The organism is Bifidobacterium sp. UTBIF-78, assembly GCF_006408945.1.
GTDB lineage: Bacteria > Actinomycetota > Actinomycetes > Actinomycetales > Bifidobacteriaceae > Bifidobacterium > Bifidobacterium myosotis.
Genome location: NZ_JFAO01000049.1, coordinates 1 through 19,795, shown reverse-complemented (window position 1 = coordinate 19,795; position 19,795 = coordinate 1). Strand labels below are relative to the sequence as shown.

Here is a 19,795-nt window from a genome sequence, read left to right as displayed (position 1 = left end):
AGGGGAGTCGGCAAACCCTGAATCCCCTTCCGATTGCGCGGCGTCCCTGCCTTCCTCCGGCCGCCGCGCATTCTTCGTATATACCCCCGCAAGAAGTCATCATGCTGATTTTCCCGAAACACTCCCGCATCGTGTTCGTCGGCGACTCCATCACCGACGCCGGCCGTGACCGCACCGCCTTTCCCGGCGGCTGGGGATACGGCAACGGCTACGTGAACGCCCTGCACAACCTGCTCACCGCCGTCTACCCGGACCGTGCGCTGTGTACCATCAACTCCGGCGTCAGCGGCAACGACATCGTCGAGATGGCAGAACGCTGGCAGCGTGACGTCATCGACCTGAACCCGGACTACGTCTCCGTGATGATCGGCGTGAACGACGCGTGGCGGTATTTCGACGGTCCGCTGTGGCAGGCGCGGCTCAACACGGTGGACGAATTCGAGCGCATCTACGACGACCTGCTGGACCGCACGCGCCGTGAGGCCCCGAACCTCAAGGGCCTCATCGTCATGCGCCCGTTCATGTTCGAGCCGAACCCGGCCGACCAGATGCGCGCCAAGATCGAGGAGTTCGCCGCCGCGTCACGTCGCGTGGCCGAACGCCATGACGCGATCTTCGTGGACACCCAGGCCGCCGTGGACCATTGGCTCACCCAGCTGCACGGATGCCTGGCCAGCCAGGACCGCGTGCATCCGTACGAGCGCGGGGCGATGATCATCGCCCGTTCGTGGTGCCAGAGCGTGGGCTTCGATTGGAACAGGACTGATTTCGATGATTGATCTCAACACCATTGACGAGGTGGTCCGACGCGGCCCCTACACGGACACCTGGGAATCGCTGAGCCGCGTCGAGGCTCCCGACTGGTTCCCCGACGCGAAATTCGGTATCTTCACCCATTGGGGGCTGTACACCGTGCCCGAATACCGCAACGAATGGTATTCGCGCAACATGTACATCGAAGGCTACCCCGAATTCGACCATCACCGTGCCACCTACGGGCCGCAGAGCGAATTCGGCTACAAGGACTTCATCCCGATGTTCACGGCCGAGCGGTTCGACCCGAACGAATGGCTCGACCTGTTCGCCAAGGCCGGCGCGCGGTACTACTTCCCGGTCGCCGAACACCACGACGGATTCCAGATGTACCGCAGCGACCTGTCGCACTGGAACACGGCCGAGATGGGCCCCAAGCGCGACATCCTTGGCGAGCTGCGTGAGGCCACGCTGAGCCACGGGCTGCACTTCGCCGCCAGCAACCACCGCGCCGAACACTGGTGGTTCATGGGCCATGGCCGCGACTTCGACTCCGACGTGCGCGCCGCCGAGCCGATGCGCCGAGGCGACTTCTACTGGCCGGCCAACCCCGAACCCGACAATCAGGACCTGTTCTCCGTGCCCGAACCGGGCGCAGAATTCCTCGACGACTGGCTGCTGCGCGTCTGCGAGCTCATCGACCTGTACCGGCCGGAGATGCTGTACTTCGACTGGTGGATCCAGCACCGCTCCTTCAAGCCGTACGTGCGCAGACTGGCCGCCTTCTACTACAACCGCGGCGCGGAGTGGGGCGTGCCCGTCATCATCTGCTACAAGCAGGACGGCATGGCCTGGGGCGCCGGGCTCTACGACGTGGAACGCGGCGGGCTCGAGACGGCCACCCCGTACGTCTGGCAGACCGACACCGCCATCGCGCGCAATTCGTGGTGCTACACGAAATCGCTGGAATACAAGACATTGTCCGAACTGCTCATCACGCTGGTGGACACGGTGAGCAAGAACGGAAACCTGCTGCTCAACGTCGGCCCGCGCGCCGACGGGTCCATCGCCCCGCACGACCGGGAGCTGCTCGAGGGCATCGGGCTCTGGCTCGGGACGAACGGCGAGGGCATCTACGGCACCCGCCCGTGGCGTTTCGCCGAGGAAGGCCCGACCAAGGCGGCATCCGGTTCGTTCGCCGATCAATCCGCGCTCGCCTACACGCCCGCCGACTGGCGTTTCACGGCCAAGGACGGCTCGGTATACGCGTTCTGCCTGAACCCGCAGGGCGCCGGGACCCTGACGCTGGCCGCGTTCGCCGCCTACCACGACGGCATCATGGCGCCGTTCCACGGCATTGTGCGCGGCGTCGAACAGCTCGGGTCCGGGGCCGTGCCCTACGAGCGCACGGACCGGGGACTCGTCATCACGCCGGCTGCGCGTCCCGGCGTCGAACCGGACCTGCCTGTCGGATTCAGGATCAGCGTCGAATAGGCCAGCGACGGCCGTCACGATACGCGAACGCACCGCGACGTGCGAACCACCGCGACACGCGAACATACAAGGAGACCAACTCATGACCACCATCACCGAAGCCAGCACCGCCAAGGCGCAGGCGCTGCTCGCACAGCTCACGCTGGACGAGAAGATCGACATGATCCACGCGGCCGGACTGTTCCGCACCGAAGGGGTGCCGCGTCTGGGCATTCCGCCGTTCAGGATGGACGACGGCCCGATGGGTCCGCGCGAGGAGCTGCACAATGACAGCTGGGTGCCGCTCTACCACACGCGCGACCGGGTCACCTACCTGCCCTCCGGCTCCGCCGTGGCCTCCACCTGGAACCGCGAACTGGCCCGCACAGTGGGCGAAGTGCTCGGCGAGGAGGCGCGCGGACGCGGCAAGGACGTGATTCTCGGCCCGTCGCTCAACGTCAAGCGCAGCCCGCTGTGCGGCCGCAACTTCGAGTACATGAGCGAGGACCCGCTGCTCGCCGCGGAGCAGGGGGTGGCCTACATCCAGGGCGTGCAGGAGTCGGATGTGGCCGCCTGCGCCAAGCATTACGTGGCCAACAGCCAGGAGACCGACCGTCTCGAAGTGGACGAGACCATCAGCGAGCGCGCGTTGCGCGAGATCTACCTGCCGGCCTTCGAGGCGGCGGTGCGACGCGGCGGCGCCCTGTCCCTCATGGGCGCGTACAACCTCGTCAACGGCGAGCAGTGCTGCGAGTCGAAGCGTCTGCTTGACGACATCCTGCGCGGCGAATGGGGCTTCAAGGGTTTCGTGGTCTCCGACTGGAGCGCGGTCAAGCGCACCGTGGCCAGCGCGAAGGTGGGGCTGGATGTCGAGATGTCGGTGACGCCGAACTTCGACGAGTACTATTTCGCGAACCCGTTGCGCCGCGCGGTGGAGGCGGGCGAGGTGTCCGAGGACGACATCGACGCCAAGGTGCTGCGCGTGCTCGCCGTCATGGACGCGCTCCACATGCTGCCCGACGCGGACGGCCGCAAGCCCGCCCGCAAGGCCGGCCGGTACGCGACCCTCGATCATGCCGCCAAGGCGCTCGACGTCGCGCGCGAATCCGTCGTACTGCTGAAGAACGAGGGCGACGTGCTGCCGCTGGACGAGTCCTCGATGACCCGTCTGCTGGTCATCGGCGCGAACGCGGAACGCATCCACTCCAACGGCGGCGGCAGTGCGGTGATCAAGGCGCTGCACGAGGTCACGCCGATGCTGGGCATCAACGGACAGCTCGGCGGCAACGTCGAGATTGAGTACCTGCCCGGCTACGCGGCCAAGCAGGTGGTGCAAAGCGACTCCTGGCAGGAGGAGAGCCTGACGAACTCCGCCGGAGAGTTCGCGGACGATGCCGAGACCGCGGTCCGGCTGCGCGAGGAGGCCATCGTGGCTGCGCGTAGGTATGCGGCCGCCGGCGACCCGGTGGTCTTCGTGGGCGGGCTCGACCACGAGCACGACCTCGAGGGCCGCGACCGTGAGACCATCGCCCTGCCGTACGGTCAGGACGAGCTCATCGCCGGGCTGCTCGACGCGGCGCCCGACACGGTGCTCGTGTTCGTCGCCGGCTCGCCGGTGGCCATGCCCTGGGCGGACAAGGCGAAGGCGATTGTCTGGAACTGGTACAACGGCTGCGAATCGGGAACCGCGCTCGCCGAGGTGCTGCTCGGGCGCGTGAACCCGAGCGGACACCTGCCCGAGACGTTCTCCATCGCTCTGGAGGATTGCCCCGCGCACTCCATCGGCACGTTCGGCCCCGGACTGCATGTGCGCTACGACGAGGACATCTACGTGGGCTACCGCCATTACGAGACCCGTCGGGTCCCGGTGCGCTTCTGCTTCGGCCACGGCCTGAGCTACACCACCTTCGGGTACGACGGGCTTCAGGTCGAGCGTCTCGATGGCGCCGACCGGCCGAACGGGTGTGCGGTGCGCGTCTCCTTCACCGTTACGAACACCGGCGAGCGCGCCGGCAAGGCCGTGCCGCAGGTGTACTTCGGCCTTGACGGCACCGGCGAGGACCGTCCGGTCAAGGAGCTGCGCGGATTCGACAAGATCGAGCTCGAGCCGGGCGAATCGCGCCGCGTCGAACTGGTGCTGCCGGTCGCGCAGGCGATGCGCTACTGGTCCAACGAGCTGGGGGAGTACGCCATCGCCCCGGCGGCCAAGGTGTACATCGGCGAATCCGTGCAGGACATCCGGCTCGCGGGCGCCGTCGCCGTGCGCGACGCCGACGGGACGGAGGCCGGCGATGCCGCGGAGGCCGGTCACGCCGCCGATGCGGCTGGCGCCGCAAACGCCGTCACCATCACTGCCTGACCGCTCGCTGTTCCCTGTTTGCTTATCTGAGGCCCTGCCGTATCGGCGGGGCCTTTGCCGTTGGTGCGCGGGTGGGCCACGACACGAAAATCAAATATACTGGCGTGTCGCACGCTGTTATTTATAGACTTATAAATAACCAACAGATCGGTTGCGCGAAGCATGCGGGACCGAACGGAACAACACTGCAAAGGAGCAACCCAATGAAGTTCCTCAATGGCGGATGGCTCGTCAAGGACGGATTCGACGTCAAGTACGCGGCCAACGTGTACACCGCGAACGTCGAGCCGAAGAAGCTCACCCTGTTCTGCCCGTTCGGTGTGCCGATTCATCACCCCGGCCAGACGCTGGACGGCGGCATCCTCACCATCGAGGTGACCTCCCCGCGCGAGGACATCATCACCACCCGTCTGATCAACTTCCGCAAGAGCCGCGAGCACTGCCCGCAGTTCGCGCTCAACGAGTCCGACCCGGATGTCGCCATCGTCGAGGATGACGACAAGTGGTCCTTCACCTCGGGCAAGCTCACGCTCGAAATCGCCAAGGGCGAGACCATCGATTTCAAGTACCTCTACGACGGCAAGGTCATCGCGCACTCCGGCTGGCGCGCGAAGGCCCTCGTGACCGACGACCAGGGCCTCCTGCACGTCTCCGAACAGCTCGACCTCGGCGTAGGCGAGAAGATCTACGGCCTCGGCGAGCGCTTCACCAACTTCGTCAAGAACGGCCAGACCGTTGACATCTGGAACGAGGACGGTGGCACCGGAACCGAGCAGGCGTACAAGAACATCCCGTTCTACCTGTCGAACAAGGGCTACGGCCTGTTCGTGGACAACCCGGGCAAGGTGAGCTTCGAGGTCGGCTCCGAGAAGGTCTCCCGCGTGCAGTTCTCCGTGCCGGGCGAGGAGATGAGCTACTCGGTCATCGGTGGCGAGGACTTGAAGGGCATCCTCAACACCTACACCGACCTGACCGGCAAGCCGCCGCTGGTGCCGGAGTGGAGCTACGGCCTGTGGCTGTCCACCTCGTTCACCACCGACTACGACGAGAAGACCGTGATGGAGTTCGTCGATGGCATGGCCGAGCGCAACATCCCGCTGAGCGTCTTCCACTTCGACTGCCGTTGGATGAAGGAACTCGAGTGGTGCAACTTCGAGTGGGACGAGACCAAGTTCCCCGATCCGGAGGGCCTCTTGCAGAAGCTGCACGACCGCGGCCTCAAGGTGTGCGTGTGGATCAACAGCTACATCGGCCAGAAGTCGCCGCTGTTCGAGGAGGGCGCGGCCAAGGGCTACTTCATCAAGACCGACGACGGCGAGGTCTGGCAGTGGGACAAGTGGCAGGCCGGTATGGCGATCGTCGACTTCACCAACCCCGAGGCCACCAAGTGGTACCAGGACAAGCTGCGTCACCTTGTGGCGCAGGGCGTCGACTGCTTCAAGACGGACTTCGGCGAGCGCATCCCCACCGAGGGCGTCCAGTACTATGACGGCTCCGATCCGGAGCTTATGCACAACTACTACACGTACCTGTACAACAAGGCCGTCTACGACGTGCTGGTGGAGACCAAGGGCGAGGACGAGGCGATTCTGTTCGCACGTTCCGCGACCGTCGGCGGTCAGCAGTTCCCGGTGCACTGGGGCGGTGACTGCTCCTCCAACTACCCGTCGATGGCCGAGTCGCTGCGCGCCGGCCTGAGCTTCGGCATGTCCGGCTTCGGCTACTGGAGCCACGACATCGCCGGCTTCGAGGACAAGCCCACCCCGGACCTGTTCAAGCGCTGGACCCAGTTCGGCCTGCTCTCCTCGCATTCGCGCTACCACGGCTCCACCGAGTACAAGGTGCCGTGGCTCTACGGCGACGAGGCGGTCGAGGTGTCGCGCGAGTTCACCGAGCTCAAGCTGCGCCTCAAGCCGTACCTGCTCGACCAGATGAAGGTCACGCACGAAACCGGCGTGCCGATGATGCGCGCGATGGTGCTCGAGTTCCCGACCGACCCGGCCTGCGAGGACATCGACACCCAGTACATGCTCGGCGACGACCTGCTGGTCGCACCGGTGTTCAGCGAGGACGGCACCGCGCGCTTCTACGTGCCGGACGCCGGTGGCGACCACGCCGGCGAGCCGTGGACGAACCTGCTGACCGGCGGGACCTACGAGCCGGGCCGCTGGTACACCGAGCAGTACGACTACCACACGCTGCCGGTGCTCGTCCGCCCGGGCGCCGACCCGCTCAACGTCTGAAAACGGTGGCGCCGACCGTGGCGTAAGAGCCCCCGACCGACGGCTTACGAACCGGGCGGTCCTTCCGGGCGGTGCGAATCAGGGACATGATCCGCACCGCCCCGAGCAATCGAAGGTGATTCCATGACCCTCTTCAACTGCAAGCCGGTGCATCGCATCGCTTCCGGCTTCCACCCCGACCCGTCCATCTGCGCGACCCCGCAGGGCACGTATCTGATGGTCAACAGCTCGTTCGAGTATTTCCCCGGTCTGCCCGTGTTCGAATCCGACGATGGCGAACATTGGCATAAGATCGGGGACGCGATGAACCGTACCGGCCAGTTCCCCTACGAATCCATGGGCAACAGCCAGGGCATCTACGCGCCCACGCTGCGCTGGTATGACGGCAAGTACTATCTGATCGTCACCAACGTGAACAAAGGCAACATGATCCTCACCTCCGACGACCCGCACGCCGGGTGGTCGGACCCGATATGGGTGGACGGCTGGCCGGGCATCGACCCAAGCCTGTTCTTCGACGACGACGGCGCCGCATACATCTGCGGCAACGAAGGCGGCGGGCCGGACGAACCCGCCGGCATCTATCTGTCGAAGATCGATGTGACGAACGGCACGGTGCTCACCAAGCGTCGGCGCATCTGCGGCGGCATCACAGGCTCGAATCCGGAGGGGCCGCACATGTACAAGCGTGACGGCCTGTACTACCTCATGTGGGCCGAAGGCGGCACCGAATCCGGGCATATGGAGAACATCGCCCGCGCGGCCGCCCCGGAAGGCCCGTATGAGATGTATCCCGGCAACCCGCTCATCACCAACCGCTCCACGCATCTGACGTTGCAGGCCATCGGACACTGCGACTGCGCGCATATCGATGCCGAGCGCACGCTCATGGTCTTCCATGGCACGCGCAACAACGATGAGTACCCGGCGCAGGGCTGGATCGGACGCGAGCCGTATGCCGTTTGGTTCGGCTGGAAGGATGGTTGGCCGGAGCTTGCGGACCAGTCATACGATTGCGAGCTGAACGGCCGCGGCGAGTCGCTTGAATCCGACGTCGAGTGGGTCACACCATCCATCGATAAGGCCGGATGGTATGCCGTGACCCCTGTTGCCGGCAATGGTCCGGGCCTTCGAAACGGGCGGATTCATCGGCCGGTGGGCATGATGGACGGAGCCGTCCGGGAAGGCGCGGCGATGGACGATGCGCATACGACGACCGTCGCATCCACCGCGAACCCCGCCATGATCGCCATCCGTGCCGCAGCCCAGTCATTCGACCTGTCCCAAGGCGCGCCGATGATCGGCACCCGGCAGACCGACTTCCATTGCGAATTCGGCGCGACGCTTGCCAATGCGGACTCGCTGTCCGCCGGTGAGACCGGCATCGCCGTATACGCGAATGCCGACCACTATCTCACGCTCGCCGTGCATGCGGCCGACTCCAATGGCATGTTTCGCGTCGAGGCGACCGTTCACAACGCTGGACTGGTCACGCTGGTGGGCACGGTGAGCATGCCGGTCAAGGTGTCGCCGCGTCTGATCGTGCGAGGCGACGAGCGTGGCTACGCATTCGCCGTGGCCGACACCGGAGCGTTCGCCGGAGGGGAGCGAACCCTTGGGCGCGTGCCCGGCAAGGTGCTGAGCTTCAACAACGCCGGCGGATTCACCGGCATCCTGCTCGGCGTCTACGCGCATGGTCGGGGCGACGTCACCTTCGCCGACGTGCGCTACACGGCGTGACCGTATCGCCCCCCCCCCCTGATGAGGAACGTCGGCGAGGCCGGCCAGGAAGCGACGACGCCTTCCGCTCTGAAGCACGCGGGAGGCGACGACAAACCAAGCGAGGAAGAGCAATGACCGCATCATCCACACCGAACAAACCCCTCTTCGACACCTTCCTGTTCGGAGGCGACTGGAACCCCGAGCAATGGCCCGAGGAGACATGGGAGCATGACCTCGAGATGCTCGAGCATGCGCACATCAACGAGGCCACGATCAACGTGTTCTCCTGGACGCTGCTGCAGCCGGGGGAGTACTCGTACGATTTCACGATGCTCGACAAGATCGTCGCGCTGCTGGTCTCGCACGGGTTCAACATCGTATTCGCCACCGGGACCGCGGCCCTTCCCGCATGGATGGTGCGCGAACATCCCGACGTCATCCGCACCACGTTCGAGGGGCGGCGCCACGTCTTCGGCGGCCGCCACAACTTCTGCCCGAATTCGGCGTATTTCCGAGCGGAATCCGGCAAACTCGCCGGCCTGATCGCCGAGCGCTACGCCGGCACCCCGGGACTTACGGCATGGCACATCGGCAACGAATACGGCGGAGGCGGCGGCCTGTGCTACTGCGAGGCCTGCGCCGAGGCGTTCCGTGGATGGCTGCGCGCGAAGTACGGCAGCATCGAGGCGCTGAACAAGGCGTGGTGCGCGAACTTCTGGAGCCACACCATCACCGACTGGGCGGACGTCGTGCCGCCGGTCGGCTACGGCGACGGCATCGGCTCGGACTGGGACCCGCGCAAATGCGTGATCTCCGGGCTGCTCATGGACTACCGCCGCTTCCAGAACGAGTCGCAGCTCGCCTGCTTCACCAACGAACGCGACGCCGTGCGCGCGCACGACGCGACCACCCCGATCACCACGAACCTCATGGGCACGTTCAAGGACCTCGATTACTTCGCGTGGGGTCGTGAGATGGACGTGGTCAGCTGGGACAACTATCCGGGCATGGGAATGCCGGCGAGCCGCGTGGCCATGAACCACGACCTCATGCGCGCGGTGGGCGGCGGCAGGCCGTTCATGCTCATGGAACAGACGCCCAACCAGCAGAACTGGTTCCCGTATTGCAAGGTCAAGCGCCCCGGCGAGGTCGCGGCCCTGAGCTGGCAGGCCGTGGCGCATGGCGCCGACACCGTGCAGTTCTTCCAGATGCGCCAGTCGCTGGGCGGCTGCGAACGGTTCCACGGCGCGGTGATCGCCCACGACGGCACCGAGGATTCGCGCGTGTTCCGCGAGACGGCCGCGCTCGGCGATGCCCTGGAACGCGTGATGCCGACGGTCATGGGCTCCGGCGTGCAGGCGCGCGTGGCCATCATGTTCGACTGGGAAAGCTACTGGTCGCTCGAGGGATGCGTGGGACCGACCGCCGGATTCTCCTATCCCGAGGAGGTCCACCGGTTCTACCGCGCGTTCCACCGGCGCAACATCGCAGTGGACATCATCCCCAGCACCACGCCGGCCGCAACGCTCGCACGATACGCGATCGTCGTCGCGCCGGCGCTCATCATGGTCAAGCCGGGCGTCGCGGATGCGGTCGAGACATATGTGGACGGCGGCGGCCGCTTCATCACCGGATACATGGCCGGCATCCATGACGAGCACGATCTGGTGATCCCCGGCGGCTATCCCGGTCCGTTCCGCGCGCTCGTCGGCGTATGGGCCGAGGAGATCGACGCGATTGCACCGGGGGAGCGCATCCCGGTGGTCTTCGGCGCGAGGCCGGAGGGCGATGGTGACGGCGGTCCGGTTGACGCCGGTGCCTCCGGTTCGGTCGCCGCCGGTGCCGACGATTCGACCGGATCGGACGCCGCCGGCGAGATCGTCGCCAGCATCATGCATCTGGAAGGTGCCCGCACGCTCGCGACGTACGGGGGAGACGACTTCTATGCCGGCACCCCCGCCGTCACCGTCAATGATCATGGCCTCGGCCGCGCCTACTATGTCGGCACACCGCTTGACGAGCCGGGCATGGACGCGTTCGCCGCGGGAGTGCTTGCGGACGCGGACCTCGCCGGCACGGTGACGCCCGACGGCGTGGAGATCGCCGAACGCCGCACGCGCGACGGGCGCACGGTCACCTTCGTACTCAACATGACCCCGCAGCGGCAGACCGTATCACTGCCTCATCTAGCCGGGCTCACGGACCTACTGGCCGGGGGCGACGCCGTGCTGGGTGACGTCGTTGCAATGGAGCCGTATCAGGTCATCGTGACCGTGGAATAAGTGGGGGATAGGAGCGACCGCATATGGCGCGGGCTCGAGGACGGGCCGGACATCCGGAATGGGCCGGGAACGGCCCGATAGGGGTCGGATGGGCCGTCCTTAGCCCCGCCTTGTTGATTGACCGTTCGATAACGGCAATCTGGTAAGATGTGAACGATAACACCGTAATGCACAGCGACGTACACCGGGCGGGAGCGGATTGCCGGCGATGGAGCGTTATGGCAAGGAGGACACCATGGATGGCAAACGCATACTGACCTTCGACGTGGGCAGCCGGTTCATCCGGCACACCATCGTGACCGATGGCCGGCCCGCCGTCCCCTCATCGTTCGCCACGGCGGGCGAGGACTCCGTCGCGCTGTTCGACAGCATCGCCGATGCGGTCCGCCGCCCTTCGAACGGTCAGGTCGATGGCGTTGCGCTGAGCCTGCCCGGTTTCGTCGATGTCCGGCGGCAACGGGTCATGGCCGGCGGCTCGATTAATGCGCTGTACCGGCAGAACGTCGGCGACGAGCTGCACAAACGTCTGGGCGACGACCTGCCGATCTGGGTGGAGAACGACGCGAACTGCGTGGCCATCGCCGAAAAGCACTGCGGCAATGCCCGCAAACTCGATGACTTCGTCGTCTTCACCGTCACCGATACCGGCGTGGGCGGCTCCCTGTTCCTGGACGGCCACATCCGCAGGGGCCGTGACTGGCGCGCCGGCGAAATCGGCATGATGATCACGAACTATCAGACCCAGGGCGCCAAGACGCTCCATGAGTTCTCGTCCACGAACTCGCTGGGACAACGCTATGTCGCGAAATATGGGGGACAGGCGCAATCCATCGTGCCCTCCGGACTGCTGCGTCGCATGGACGAGCCCGACGTGCGCGACATGGTGGACGAGTGGATGAGCTACATCGCCGTGGGCATCTTCAACGTCATCGTGTCCGTGGACCCCGAATGCGTGCTGCTGGGCGGGGCCATATGCCAGGAGCCGTCGTTCCTGCCGCTGGTGAGGCAGGCGCTGGAGGAGCTTCCCAGCTGGAAGGACTTCAACACGCCCGTCAAACGCTGCCGTAACGCCGGCAACGCGGAACTGCTGGGCGCCTACTACGCCTTCATGACCGAACTCGGCTGAGATACCGACGTTGCAGCCGAACCGTTGCGACCGGGTCATTCGGCGGCAAGCGCCTCGCGCGCCTGCAGGGTGAACGGCGTCAGGCAGGGCATTGCCGCGGCGTCGTATTCGGCAGGGTCGCGGAATCCGCGCCACACCGACTCGGGGAAGATCTCATCCGAGAAGGCGATCCATTCCTCCAGAAGATTCACCGAATGATCGGCGAGCCAGCGGTACTGCAGGCCGTCCATCGCGCTCATCGCCAGCGTGTACACATGGTAGAGGCGTTCCTCGTCGTAGCCGTCGGGCAGTATCCAGTTCATCGAACCGACCTTCTCCCAGTTGCGCAGGTGGCGTCCGATGAAGAACTGATGCGCCGGATGCGCCGGATTGAGCGCCTCGCCGTTGAGCATGGAGAACAGCTGCACCATTTCCGGCCGTTGCAGGTTGTAGAGCACCACGTTGGTGCAGTAGCGGGGCAAACAGTAGCCGTGATGGCCGTCCGTGTCCGTCACGGTGGCGGTGACGGCGTTGTATTCGTCCGCTTCCGGGGTGTCGTAGCCCTCGGCGAGCACCATGTTGAGCAGCTCGTTCTTCGAGCTGATGTAATGGTAGAGCGCGGCCTCGGTGATGCCGATCTCATCGGCGATGTCCTGCAGGGACATGCCCCAGAAGCCCGTGATGGCGATGATCTTGACGGCAGCGCGCATGATCTGCAGATGCCGTTCCTCGGGGCTCATGCGCTTGCGCTTGACGAACGTGGTGGCGGAGGTGGTGTCGCGGACGATGGCATGTTCCGTGGTGCGTGAGGCCGCAGGCCAGCTTGATTCGTCGTCCAGGAACTGTTTCCATGCCGCGACAGTCATCTCATCTCCTTGTATCCGTGCCGAGGTCTCCCAGCCTACTCCGGCATGGTAACGTTTGCGTCACCATGCCGGCTGCGGAGATGGGCGATCCGCTGGCGGCGGAGACGAGCGCGCCGATCAGGCGAAGGCGCGCCCCAGCCAGTCGATGGCCAGCTGCGTCCAGACCTGCACGCAGGGGAAGATGTTGCCCTTGCCGCCCCACGCGGTCTCCTCGGTGGCAAGCGCCAGGCCGTGCCCGCCTTCGGGGAAGAGATGCGCCTCCACGCTGATGCCGGCGGCCTTGCAGGCCGAGACCAGCAGCATCGTGTTCTCCATGGGCACGCAGTCGTCCGTCACCGTGTGCCAGACGAACACGGGCGGGGTCTTGGCGTCGATGCGCTTCTCGATCGACAGGGCGTTCAGCCATTGCGGGTCGTCCTTGCGATCCGGTCCCAGCAGGGTGTCGAAACTGTCGCGATGGGCGAGCGACCCTGCGGTGATGACCGGGTAGCCGAGCATGAGCGCGTTCGGACGCACCTCGTCCGGGTCGTAGCCGTGCTCGGTGATATCGTTGTCACCCGCGCTCGTGGCGAGGTTCGCGGCCAGATGCCCGCCGGCGGAGAAACCGAGCACGGCGATGCGGTCCGGGTCGGTGTGCCATGCGTCGGCATGCTCTCGGATGAGGCGCATGGCCGCGGCCGCCTCGATGAGGGCCGTGGGATAGACGCTCGGCGCCACCGAGTACCGCAGCACGAAGGCGTTGTAGCCGGCGCCCACGAATTTCAGGGCGATCGGTTCGGCCTCGCGGTCGGAGGTCATCTGGTAGCCGCCGCCCGGGATGACCAGTACGGCGGGGCGCCGGCGGTCCATATCCACCTCGGGGCTGTTGTCGATGACGTATCCGATGAATCGCGCCTCACTGCCGTCGATGCCGGTGATGGTCTGGTCGATGTATTGCATATGACTCCTCGGTCATGTCGCGGATTATGGATTGGCCGGCCCCACGACGGGGCCGGCGTCGGAATTCAGTCTAGTGTCCTGCGTCAGAACGTGACCTCGACGTTCACGGTCGCGGACCCCGCGTCGGCCACCGGCACGACGTTGCCATCGACCGGACGCCCGTCAACGGTGAGCATGCGCTCGCCGGTGCGGTGCATCGTGATGCGGTAGGTGACGCCGCGGTATTCGCGGGTGACCGTCAGATCGGCGTAGTCGGCTGGCAGGTGCGGCTCGATGGCGAGGCCGTCGAGCGTGGGGCGGATGCCGAGCAGGTACTGGGAGACGTTCACGAACGTCCAGGCGGCCGTGCCGGTCAGCCACGAGTTCTTGCCTTCGCCGGGGGCCGCGGATTCGGGGCCGGCCACCATCTGGCAGTACACGTACGGCTCCACCTTGCGCACGTCGGACCGGTCCTCGAGCCATGCCGGGCAGTTGCGGCGGTAGACGGCGAACGCCTCGTCATCGTTGCCGGCGAGGGCGTTGGCGATGGAGATCCACGGGTTGTTGTGGCAGAAGATGCCGCCGTTCTCCTTGTATCCGCGCGGATACGAGCTGATCTCGCCCAGTTCGATGCGGTAGGTGGAGTAGGCGGGGGCGAGGATCGCGGTGCCCCACTCGCAGGTCAGACGGTCCTTCACCGAGGCGAGCGCGGTGCGGGCCTTGCCGTCATCCAATCCGATGCCGGCCATCACGCACATGCCCTGAGGTTCGATGTAGATCTGGCCTTCGGTGTCGGCGTGGGAGCCGATCGGACGCGAATAGGCGTCGTAGGCGCGCACGAACCATTCGCCGTCCCAGCCGGCGGTCTTGACGGCGGCCGTCATCGCGTCGATGGCCTCGCGCACCTTGGCCACCTCGGCGGCAACGGATCCGGCGTCCATGCCGCACGCCTCGCCGTAATGGGCGAGGATGTCGGCGTACTGACCGCCGTAGAGCACGAACATGCCGCCGATGAACACGGATTCGGCGATGCCGGTGTCGTTGTTCTCCACCGTCTGGAAGCTTTCGCCCGGTGTGGAGGAGAAGCAGTTGAGGTTCAGGCAGTCGTTCCAGTCGGCGCGGCCGATGAGCGGGAGCCTGTGGGGGCCGAGGTGGGTCATCGTGAAGTGGGCGGAACGGCGCAGATGCTCGAGCAGCGGCTGTTCGGAGCCTTCGACGTTGTTGAACGGCACCGGCTCGGTCAGGATGGAGACGTCACCCGTCTCGGCCAGATAGGCGTTCACGCCGGCGATGAGCCAGAGCGGATCATCGTTGAAGCCGCCGCCGATGTCGGCGTTGCCCTTCTTGGTCAGCGGCTGGTATTGGTGCCATGCGGAACCGTCCTCGAGCTGCGTCGAGGCGATGTCGATGATGCGCTCGCGGGCGCGCTCGGGCACGAGGTGCACGAAGCCGAGCAGATCCTGGTTGGAGTCGCGGAATCCCATGCCGCGGCCGGTGCCGGACTCCCAGTAGGAGGCGGAACGGGACATGTTGAACGTGACCATGCACTGGTACTGGTGCCAGATGTTGACCATGCGGTCGAGTTTGTCGTCGCCGGATTCCACATGGTACTTGTTCAACAGCGCGGTCCAGTACGCCTTGAGCTCGGCGAGGGCGGCGTCCACCTTGGCGGTGCTGTCGAAGCGGGCGAACAGGTCATGGGCCGGGCGCTTGTTGATGATGCCGACTTTGGCCGGATCGCCCGGAGCCTCCCACTTCTGGTCATCCGGCACCTCGATGTAGCCGAGCGTGAACACGAGCGACCGGGTCTCGCCCGGGGCGAGCGTGACGCGCACGCGGTTCGCGGCGATCGGGTACCAGCCGTGGGCCACCGAGTCGTGGGCGCGGCCCTCGGCGATGACCTGCGGGGTGTCCCAGCCGTTGAACTGGCCCAGGAACTCGTCGCGGCTGGTGTCGAAGCCGATGACGGGCGCGTTCACGGAGTAGAAGGCGTAGTGGTTGCGGCGCTCCTTGAACTCGGTCTTGTGGTAGAGGATGGTCGCGTCGTTGTCGCGCTCGACCTCGACCTCGCCGGTGGACAGGTTGCGCTGGAAGTTGGAGGAATCGTCCACGGCGTTCCACAGGCACCATTCCACGCTGCCGGTCACGTCCACGGTCTTCGTTTCATCGGTGTCGTTCGTGATGTCAAAGCGGTTGATTTCAGCCGGCGTGTGGAGCGGCACGAATGCGGTCAGCGAGGTGCGGATGCCGGATTTGGCGGCCTCGAACACCGTGTAGCCGATGCCGTGGCGGCAGCGGTAGTCGTCCAGCGGCGTCTTGACGGGCAGGAATGTGGGGGAGAAGGTCTCGACGGGCTTGGCGTCCGGGCGAGCGCCGTCCATGATGGTCACGTAGTAGTTGCGCGAGCCGTTGTCGGCGGGCACGCCGTTGTAGCGGTAGCGGGTGATGCGGCGCAGTTTCGCGTCCTTGTAGAAGGAGTAGCCGCCGCCGGTGTTCGAGATCAGCGAGAAGAAGTCCTCGTTGCCGAGATAGTTGATCCAGGGCAGAGGGGTGGCCGGGGTCTCGATGACGTATTCGCGGGCTGCGTCGTCAAAATGGCCGTATCGCATGGCGGGTTCCTTCCTGTTGTCGTGCCGGTTGCGGCTGTGCCGTTGGTCGGTTGTTGTTGATTGTTGACGGCGTTGGTGGTTGTTGGTGGTTGTTGGTTGTGTTCCATCGCGCTATGGCGTGCAACGTCGTTGTTTGGATGGCTTCATCATATATCATGTGAGTGGAAACGTTTCCATCCGCGTGTCTTTCTTTGGTATAGCGAGGATGGAAACGCGATATAATGATGGATATGTGAGGCGCCGCAGCTAGTGTCCTGGGTAGGAAATGCGTTGCACAAAGTGGGCCTGAGAGTGGTCAATCCGTGCAACCATTTTTCTGGCGCAAGGTACTGGCTGTGCCGTAGGTGTGAGACCAGGCTTGGTTTACGGGTTTGGTCTGCAGTGCGTCCCATTGCGTCGCGCTCCGCTGCGTTGAGGAGATGGGCGGCGTCGCCGTGATATCGGGAAGTGGGTGAGGTTGGTGACTTGGGAAGCGAACAAGGCATCCGTCACGATTCGTGATGTGGCGAAGAGGGCCGGCGTGGCGGTTTCCACCGCGTCGCGCGCGTTGAGCGGCGGATCGGCCTCCGAGTTCACCCGAGAGAAGGTGCGTCGTGCCGCCGAGGAGCTGCAGTTCGTGCCGAACCCTTCGGCGAGGCGCCTGATTGGTGGCCGCAGCAACGTGGTGGCGCTGGTCGTCGACGAGCCCACCGATTTCCTATTCCGGGACGATTTCATCGTCGGCATTCTCGGTCAGCTGAGCGTGTCCCTGGCGAGCCGGAATCTGCTGCCGTTCCTGGTGCTGGCGTCGCCCGGGGATGTCGGCGGGTTCGAGGAGCTGCTGAACAAGTCGGGTGCCGAAGGCGTGGTGGCGGTCAGCTTCCATGAGGACGAGCGGTTCCTGAAGGCGTTACGGTCGCTGGGCAAACCGATTGTCTTCATCGGCGCGCCTCCGAATGGATTCAAATGCCCGTTCGTGGACGTGGACAACTATGACGGCGGATACCAGGCAGGTCGGCGTCTCGTGGGTCGCGGCTGTCGGCGGATGGCGCTGATCGAGGGCCCGAAGGACATGCCGACGCCGAAGGAACGTACTGCCGGCTTCCTCGCCGCTCTGGCGGAGGACGGACTCGAGCCGGTGATGGTGTGTTCGGGGAGCTACGAGCGGGAGAACGGATTGCGTTCCATGGAACGCGTCCTTGAGGTGTGCCCCGACGTGGACGGCGTGTTCGCGCATTCCGACAAGATCGCGGCCGGTGTGCTGGCCGCGCTGAACAAGGCGGGCAGGCGCGTGCCCGACGACGTCGCCGTAATCGGATTCGATGATTTGCAGGCTGCCAGCCTGCTCAATCCGCCGTTGACGACCCTGTCCCAGCCGCTCAACACCGTGGCCGAGGCTGCGACCGAGATGCTCTCGTACCGCTTGGAACATGATGCATGGAAGGTCACGTCCCAGCGTTTCCCGGTCCACCTGACCATTCGCGAGTCCGCCTGATTGGAATCGTTTTCAATTGTATAGTGGTGTGAGCGAGTAGCGTTGGTGGCATCGGATGCTTGCGCGGATGTTTTAGGGAATTGGGCTAATCCCCTTGATTTCCAGTACATTGCACTGGTTTAATGGGCTGTCTTCCTCAGTGGTTTAATTATCTTCTGATGCCAATTTCTATTCGACGAATGTAACTTGGGTCCTCAAAAGTGGAAACGATTCCGTATTTTTCGTGCCGCAGATGAAAACTGTTTAGTGGCAGGAGAGAAAGGGGATCCGATTGCGCATAGCCCTTTCGAGGCTGGGCATCATTTCGAGTTCTACACGTTCGACGACGACGTGCTAGTGGTGTATTTCAGGCGTGAACCCAAGCGGAACCATACGCATGGTCGGTATCTACGACCACGAAACCATTCCCGATGACAGCCGATGATGCATCATTCGGGATGAAACAGTCTTGGTATCAGGAAGCCACTCCAACGTCTATCGTCATCGCGGTGAATTCGACCTACACGATGGCCTTGGCCGGCGTACCCTGCATCGCGTCGATCCGGTCGGTGGAGTAAGGCCCAGCGCAGAGAATCCACCAGCTGCTCGAGTCAATTCGGTGCGAGGGGTAGGTGCAGGGTCTCCGATGGAGCAACTGCGCCTGATGCCTGCATCTGGCCTGACCTGTCTGTCTGCCCACCCGTTGCCTGCCCGTCTGCCTGCCACCTACGCTCGGCGTTCGTCCGTACGTTCCACACCCCGCAACAGCGCGCGCATAGTTGTGCAGCTGTTCGCGCTACCCTTGAGAACACCGATGGAAGGAACCATGCGCCGACAGGAGGGTGACGATGGAACTGAGGGTTCTCAGGTATTTCCTCGCCGTGGCCGAGGAGGGCAACATCACATGGGCTGCGGAACTGTTGCAGATTTCGCAGCCCACGCTTTCTCGGCAGTTGAAGCAGCTCGAGGATGAGCTGGGAGTCACGCTGTTCACGCGCGGGCGCCACAACATCACCCTCACCCGGGAGGGGCGGCTGCTGCGCGACCGTGCTCAGGCAATCGTGGAGCTGGCCGACAAGACCGAACGTGAGGTTTCGAACGGCTGTAGCGAGGAACTGGATGGTGAGATTTCGATAAGCTGCGGCGATGTGCGCGCCGTGGAATACCTGACTTCGCGTATGGCTGCATTCCGTCGGCTGCATCCGCGCGTCCGGTTTGTCATGGTCTCCACCACCGCCGACGTGATTCAGGAACGGTTGGATCAGGGCTTGAGCGACGTGGCGCTGATGACCGAGCCGGTGGACGTGGCCCGGTTCGACTTCACGCGGCTGGCGATGGCGGACGAGTGGGGTGTGATGGTTCGCGACGATGATCCGCTGGTATTGTCCGGCGCCGAGTCGGCTCGTCCCGAGGACTTGGTGGACCGGCCTCTGCTGATGCCGTTCAGGCCGCAGGTGCGAGCCGAATTGTTCAGCTGGTTCGGTCCTTTGCGCGACAAGGTGCAGCTCGCGTGCATCTTCAATCTGCCGCTCAATGCGGCGATAGCCGTACGACAGGGGGTGGGTGCCGCGTTGTGCTATGACGTGGGGCAGGTCGGCGAAGGATTGCGGTTCCTGCCGCTGGCCCCGCATCTGGAAGCCAGGTCGGTGGTGGCATGGAAACGCAGCATCATGCATACGCCAGCCGCTGAGGCATTCATCGCCTTTCTGCGCGGGGGGTTGGCGGAGTAGGCGGCGAGTGCGGTTGTGTGCAGATGCGTTCGGCTGAGGTTGTGCTGCCGCGTAAACGTTGCGTGTGACAGCTGGGGCGCGTCTGCCATGGCGCGTCTGCCGTGACTGTCGCATGCAACGTTTGTCATGGTGCGGGCGTCTTCGTGGAGTGATTGTGCCGTTTGGGGTCGGCCGATGCGGATCGCCATGGGATGCGACGTGCAGTGCGCCGTGTGAATCGCTGTGCGGAACGCAACGCGAAGTGCGTCGTGCGGGACGCAACGTGTAAATCCGGCTTGGGGG

Annotated in this window: 12 protein-coding genes; 9 read left to right on the top strand and 3 right to left on the bottom strand. The window is 64.8% G+C overall.

Annotation, left to right across the window (positions count from 1 at the left end; all coding sequences use genetic code 11):
* The first annotated feature begins 101 nt into the window (after positions 1-101).
* The 7 genes from BG22_RS09550 to BG22_RS09520 all read left to right on the top strand — a co-directional run bounded on the left by BG22_RS09550 (position 102) and on the right by BG22_RS09520 (position 11,958).
* Positions 102-779, top strand: coding sequence for an SGNH/GDSL hydrolase family protein (locus tag BG22_RS09550; RefSeq protein WP_181163476.1), 678 nt, complete (start codon positions 102-104; stop codon positions 777-779).
* Positions 772-2,247 (top strand): alpha-L-fucosidase, encoded by a 1,476-nt coding sequence (locus tag BG22_RS09545; RefSeq protein WP_140495088.1) that lies wholly within the window; start codon positions 772-774, stop codon positions 2,245-2,247. Before BG22_RS09550 ends, BG22_RS09545 begins: the two co-directional genes overlap by 8 nt.
* Before the next feature lie 82 nt (positions 2,248-2,329).
* The gene (locus tag BG22_RS09540; RefSeq protein WP_140495086.1) at positions 2,330-4,585 is read left to right on the top strand and encodes a beta-glucosidase; all 2,256 of its coding nucleotides are present in this window, start codon (positions 2,330-2,332) and stop codon (positions 4,583-4,585) included.
* 203 nt (positions 4,586-4,788) lie between these two features.
* Positions 4,789-6,828, top strand: coding sequence for an alpha-xylosidase (yicI, locus tag BG22_RS09535; RefSeq protein WP_140495084.1), 2,040 nt, complete (start codon positions 4,789-4,791; stop codon positions 6,826-6,828).
* 123 nt (positions 6,829-6,951) lie between these two features.
* Positions 6,952-8,568: a glycoside hydrolase family 43 protein gene (locus BG22_RS09530; RefSeq protein WP_140495083.1), complete on the top strand. Its 1,617-nt coding sequence runs from the start codon at positions 6,952-6,954 to the stop codon at positions 8,566-8,568.
* Between the two features lie 113 nt (positions 8,569-8,681).
* Positions 8,682-10,832 carry a beta-galactosidase gene (locus BG22_RS09525; protein ID WP_140495082.1) on the top strand — a complete coding sequence of 717 codons (2,151 nt, stop codon included), beginning with the start codon at positions 8,682-8,684 and terminating at the stop codon, positions 10,830-10,832.
* 235 nt (positions 10,833-11,067) lie between these two features.
* Positions 11,068-11,958, top strand: a complete 891-nt coding sequence (locus BG22_RS09520) for an ROK family protein (RefSeq protein ID WP_094667311.1) — start codon at positions 11,068-11,070, stop codon at positions 11,956-11,958.
* A 35-nt stretch (positions 11,959-11,993) separates the two neighbouring features.
* Here the strand turns inward: BG22_RS09520 and BG22_RS09515 are convergent, their stop codons facing one another.
* The 3 genes from BG22_RS09515 to BG22_RS09505 all read right to left on the bottom strand — a co-directional run bounded on the left by BG22_RS09515 (position 11,994) and on the right by BG22_RS09505 (position 16,330).
* Entirely contained in the window at positions 11,994-12,803 is an 810-nt protein-coding gene (locus BG22_RS09515; protein ID WP_140495081.1) for a TetR/AcrR family transcriptional regulator, read from the bottom strand.
* Between the two features lie 117 nt (positions 12,804-12,920).
* Positions 12,921-13,742, bottom strand: a complete 822-nt coding sequence (locus BG22_RS09510; RefSeq protein WP_094667309.1) for an alpha/beta hydrolase — start codon at positions 13,740-13,742, stop codon at positions 12,921-12,923.
* A gap of 83 nt (positions 13,743-13,825) precedes the next feature.
* The gene (locus BG22_RS09505; protein ID WP_140495080.1) at positions 13,826-16,330 is read right to left on the bottom strand and encodes a GH36-type glycosyl hydrolase domain-containing protein; all 2,505 of its coding nucleotides are present in this window, start codon (positions 16,328-16,330) and stop codon (positions 13,826-13,828) included.
* Positions 16,331-16,790: 460 nt separating this feature from the next.
* Here BG22_RS09505 and BG22_RS09500 point away from each other — a divergent pair, with 460 nt between their 5' ends.
* Positions 16,791-17,804 (top strand): LacI family DNA-binding transcriptional regulator, encoded by a 1,014-nt coding sequence (locus BG22_RS09500; protein WP_140495079.1) that lies wholly within the window; start codon positions 16,791-16,793, stop codon positions 17,802-17,804.
* 827 nt (positions 17,805-18,631) lie between these two features.
* Positions 18,632-19,513, top strand: a complete 882-nt coding sequence (locus BG22_RS09495; RefSeq protein ID WP_140495078.1) for a LysR family transcriptional regulator — start codon at positions 18,632-18,634, stop codon at positions 19,511-19,513.
* Positions 19,514-19,795 lie beyond the last annotated feature (282 nt).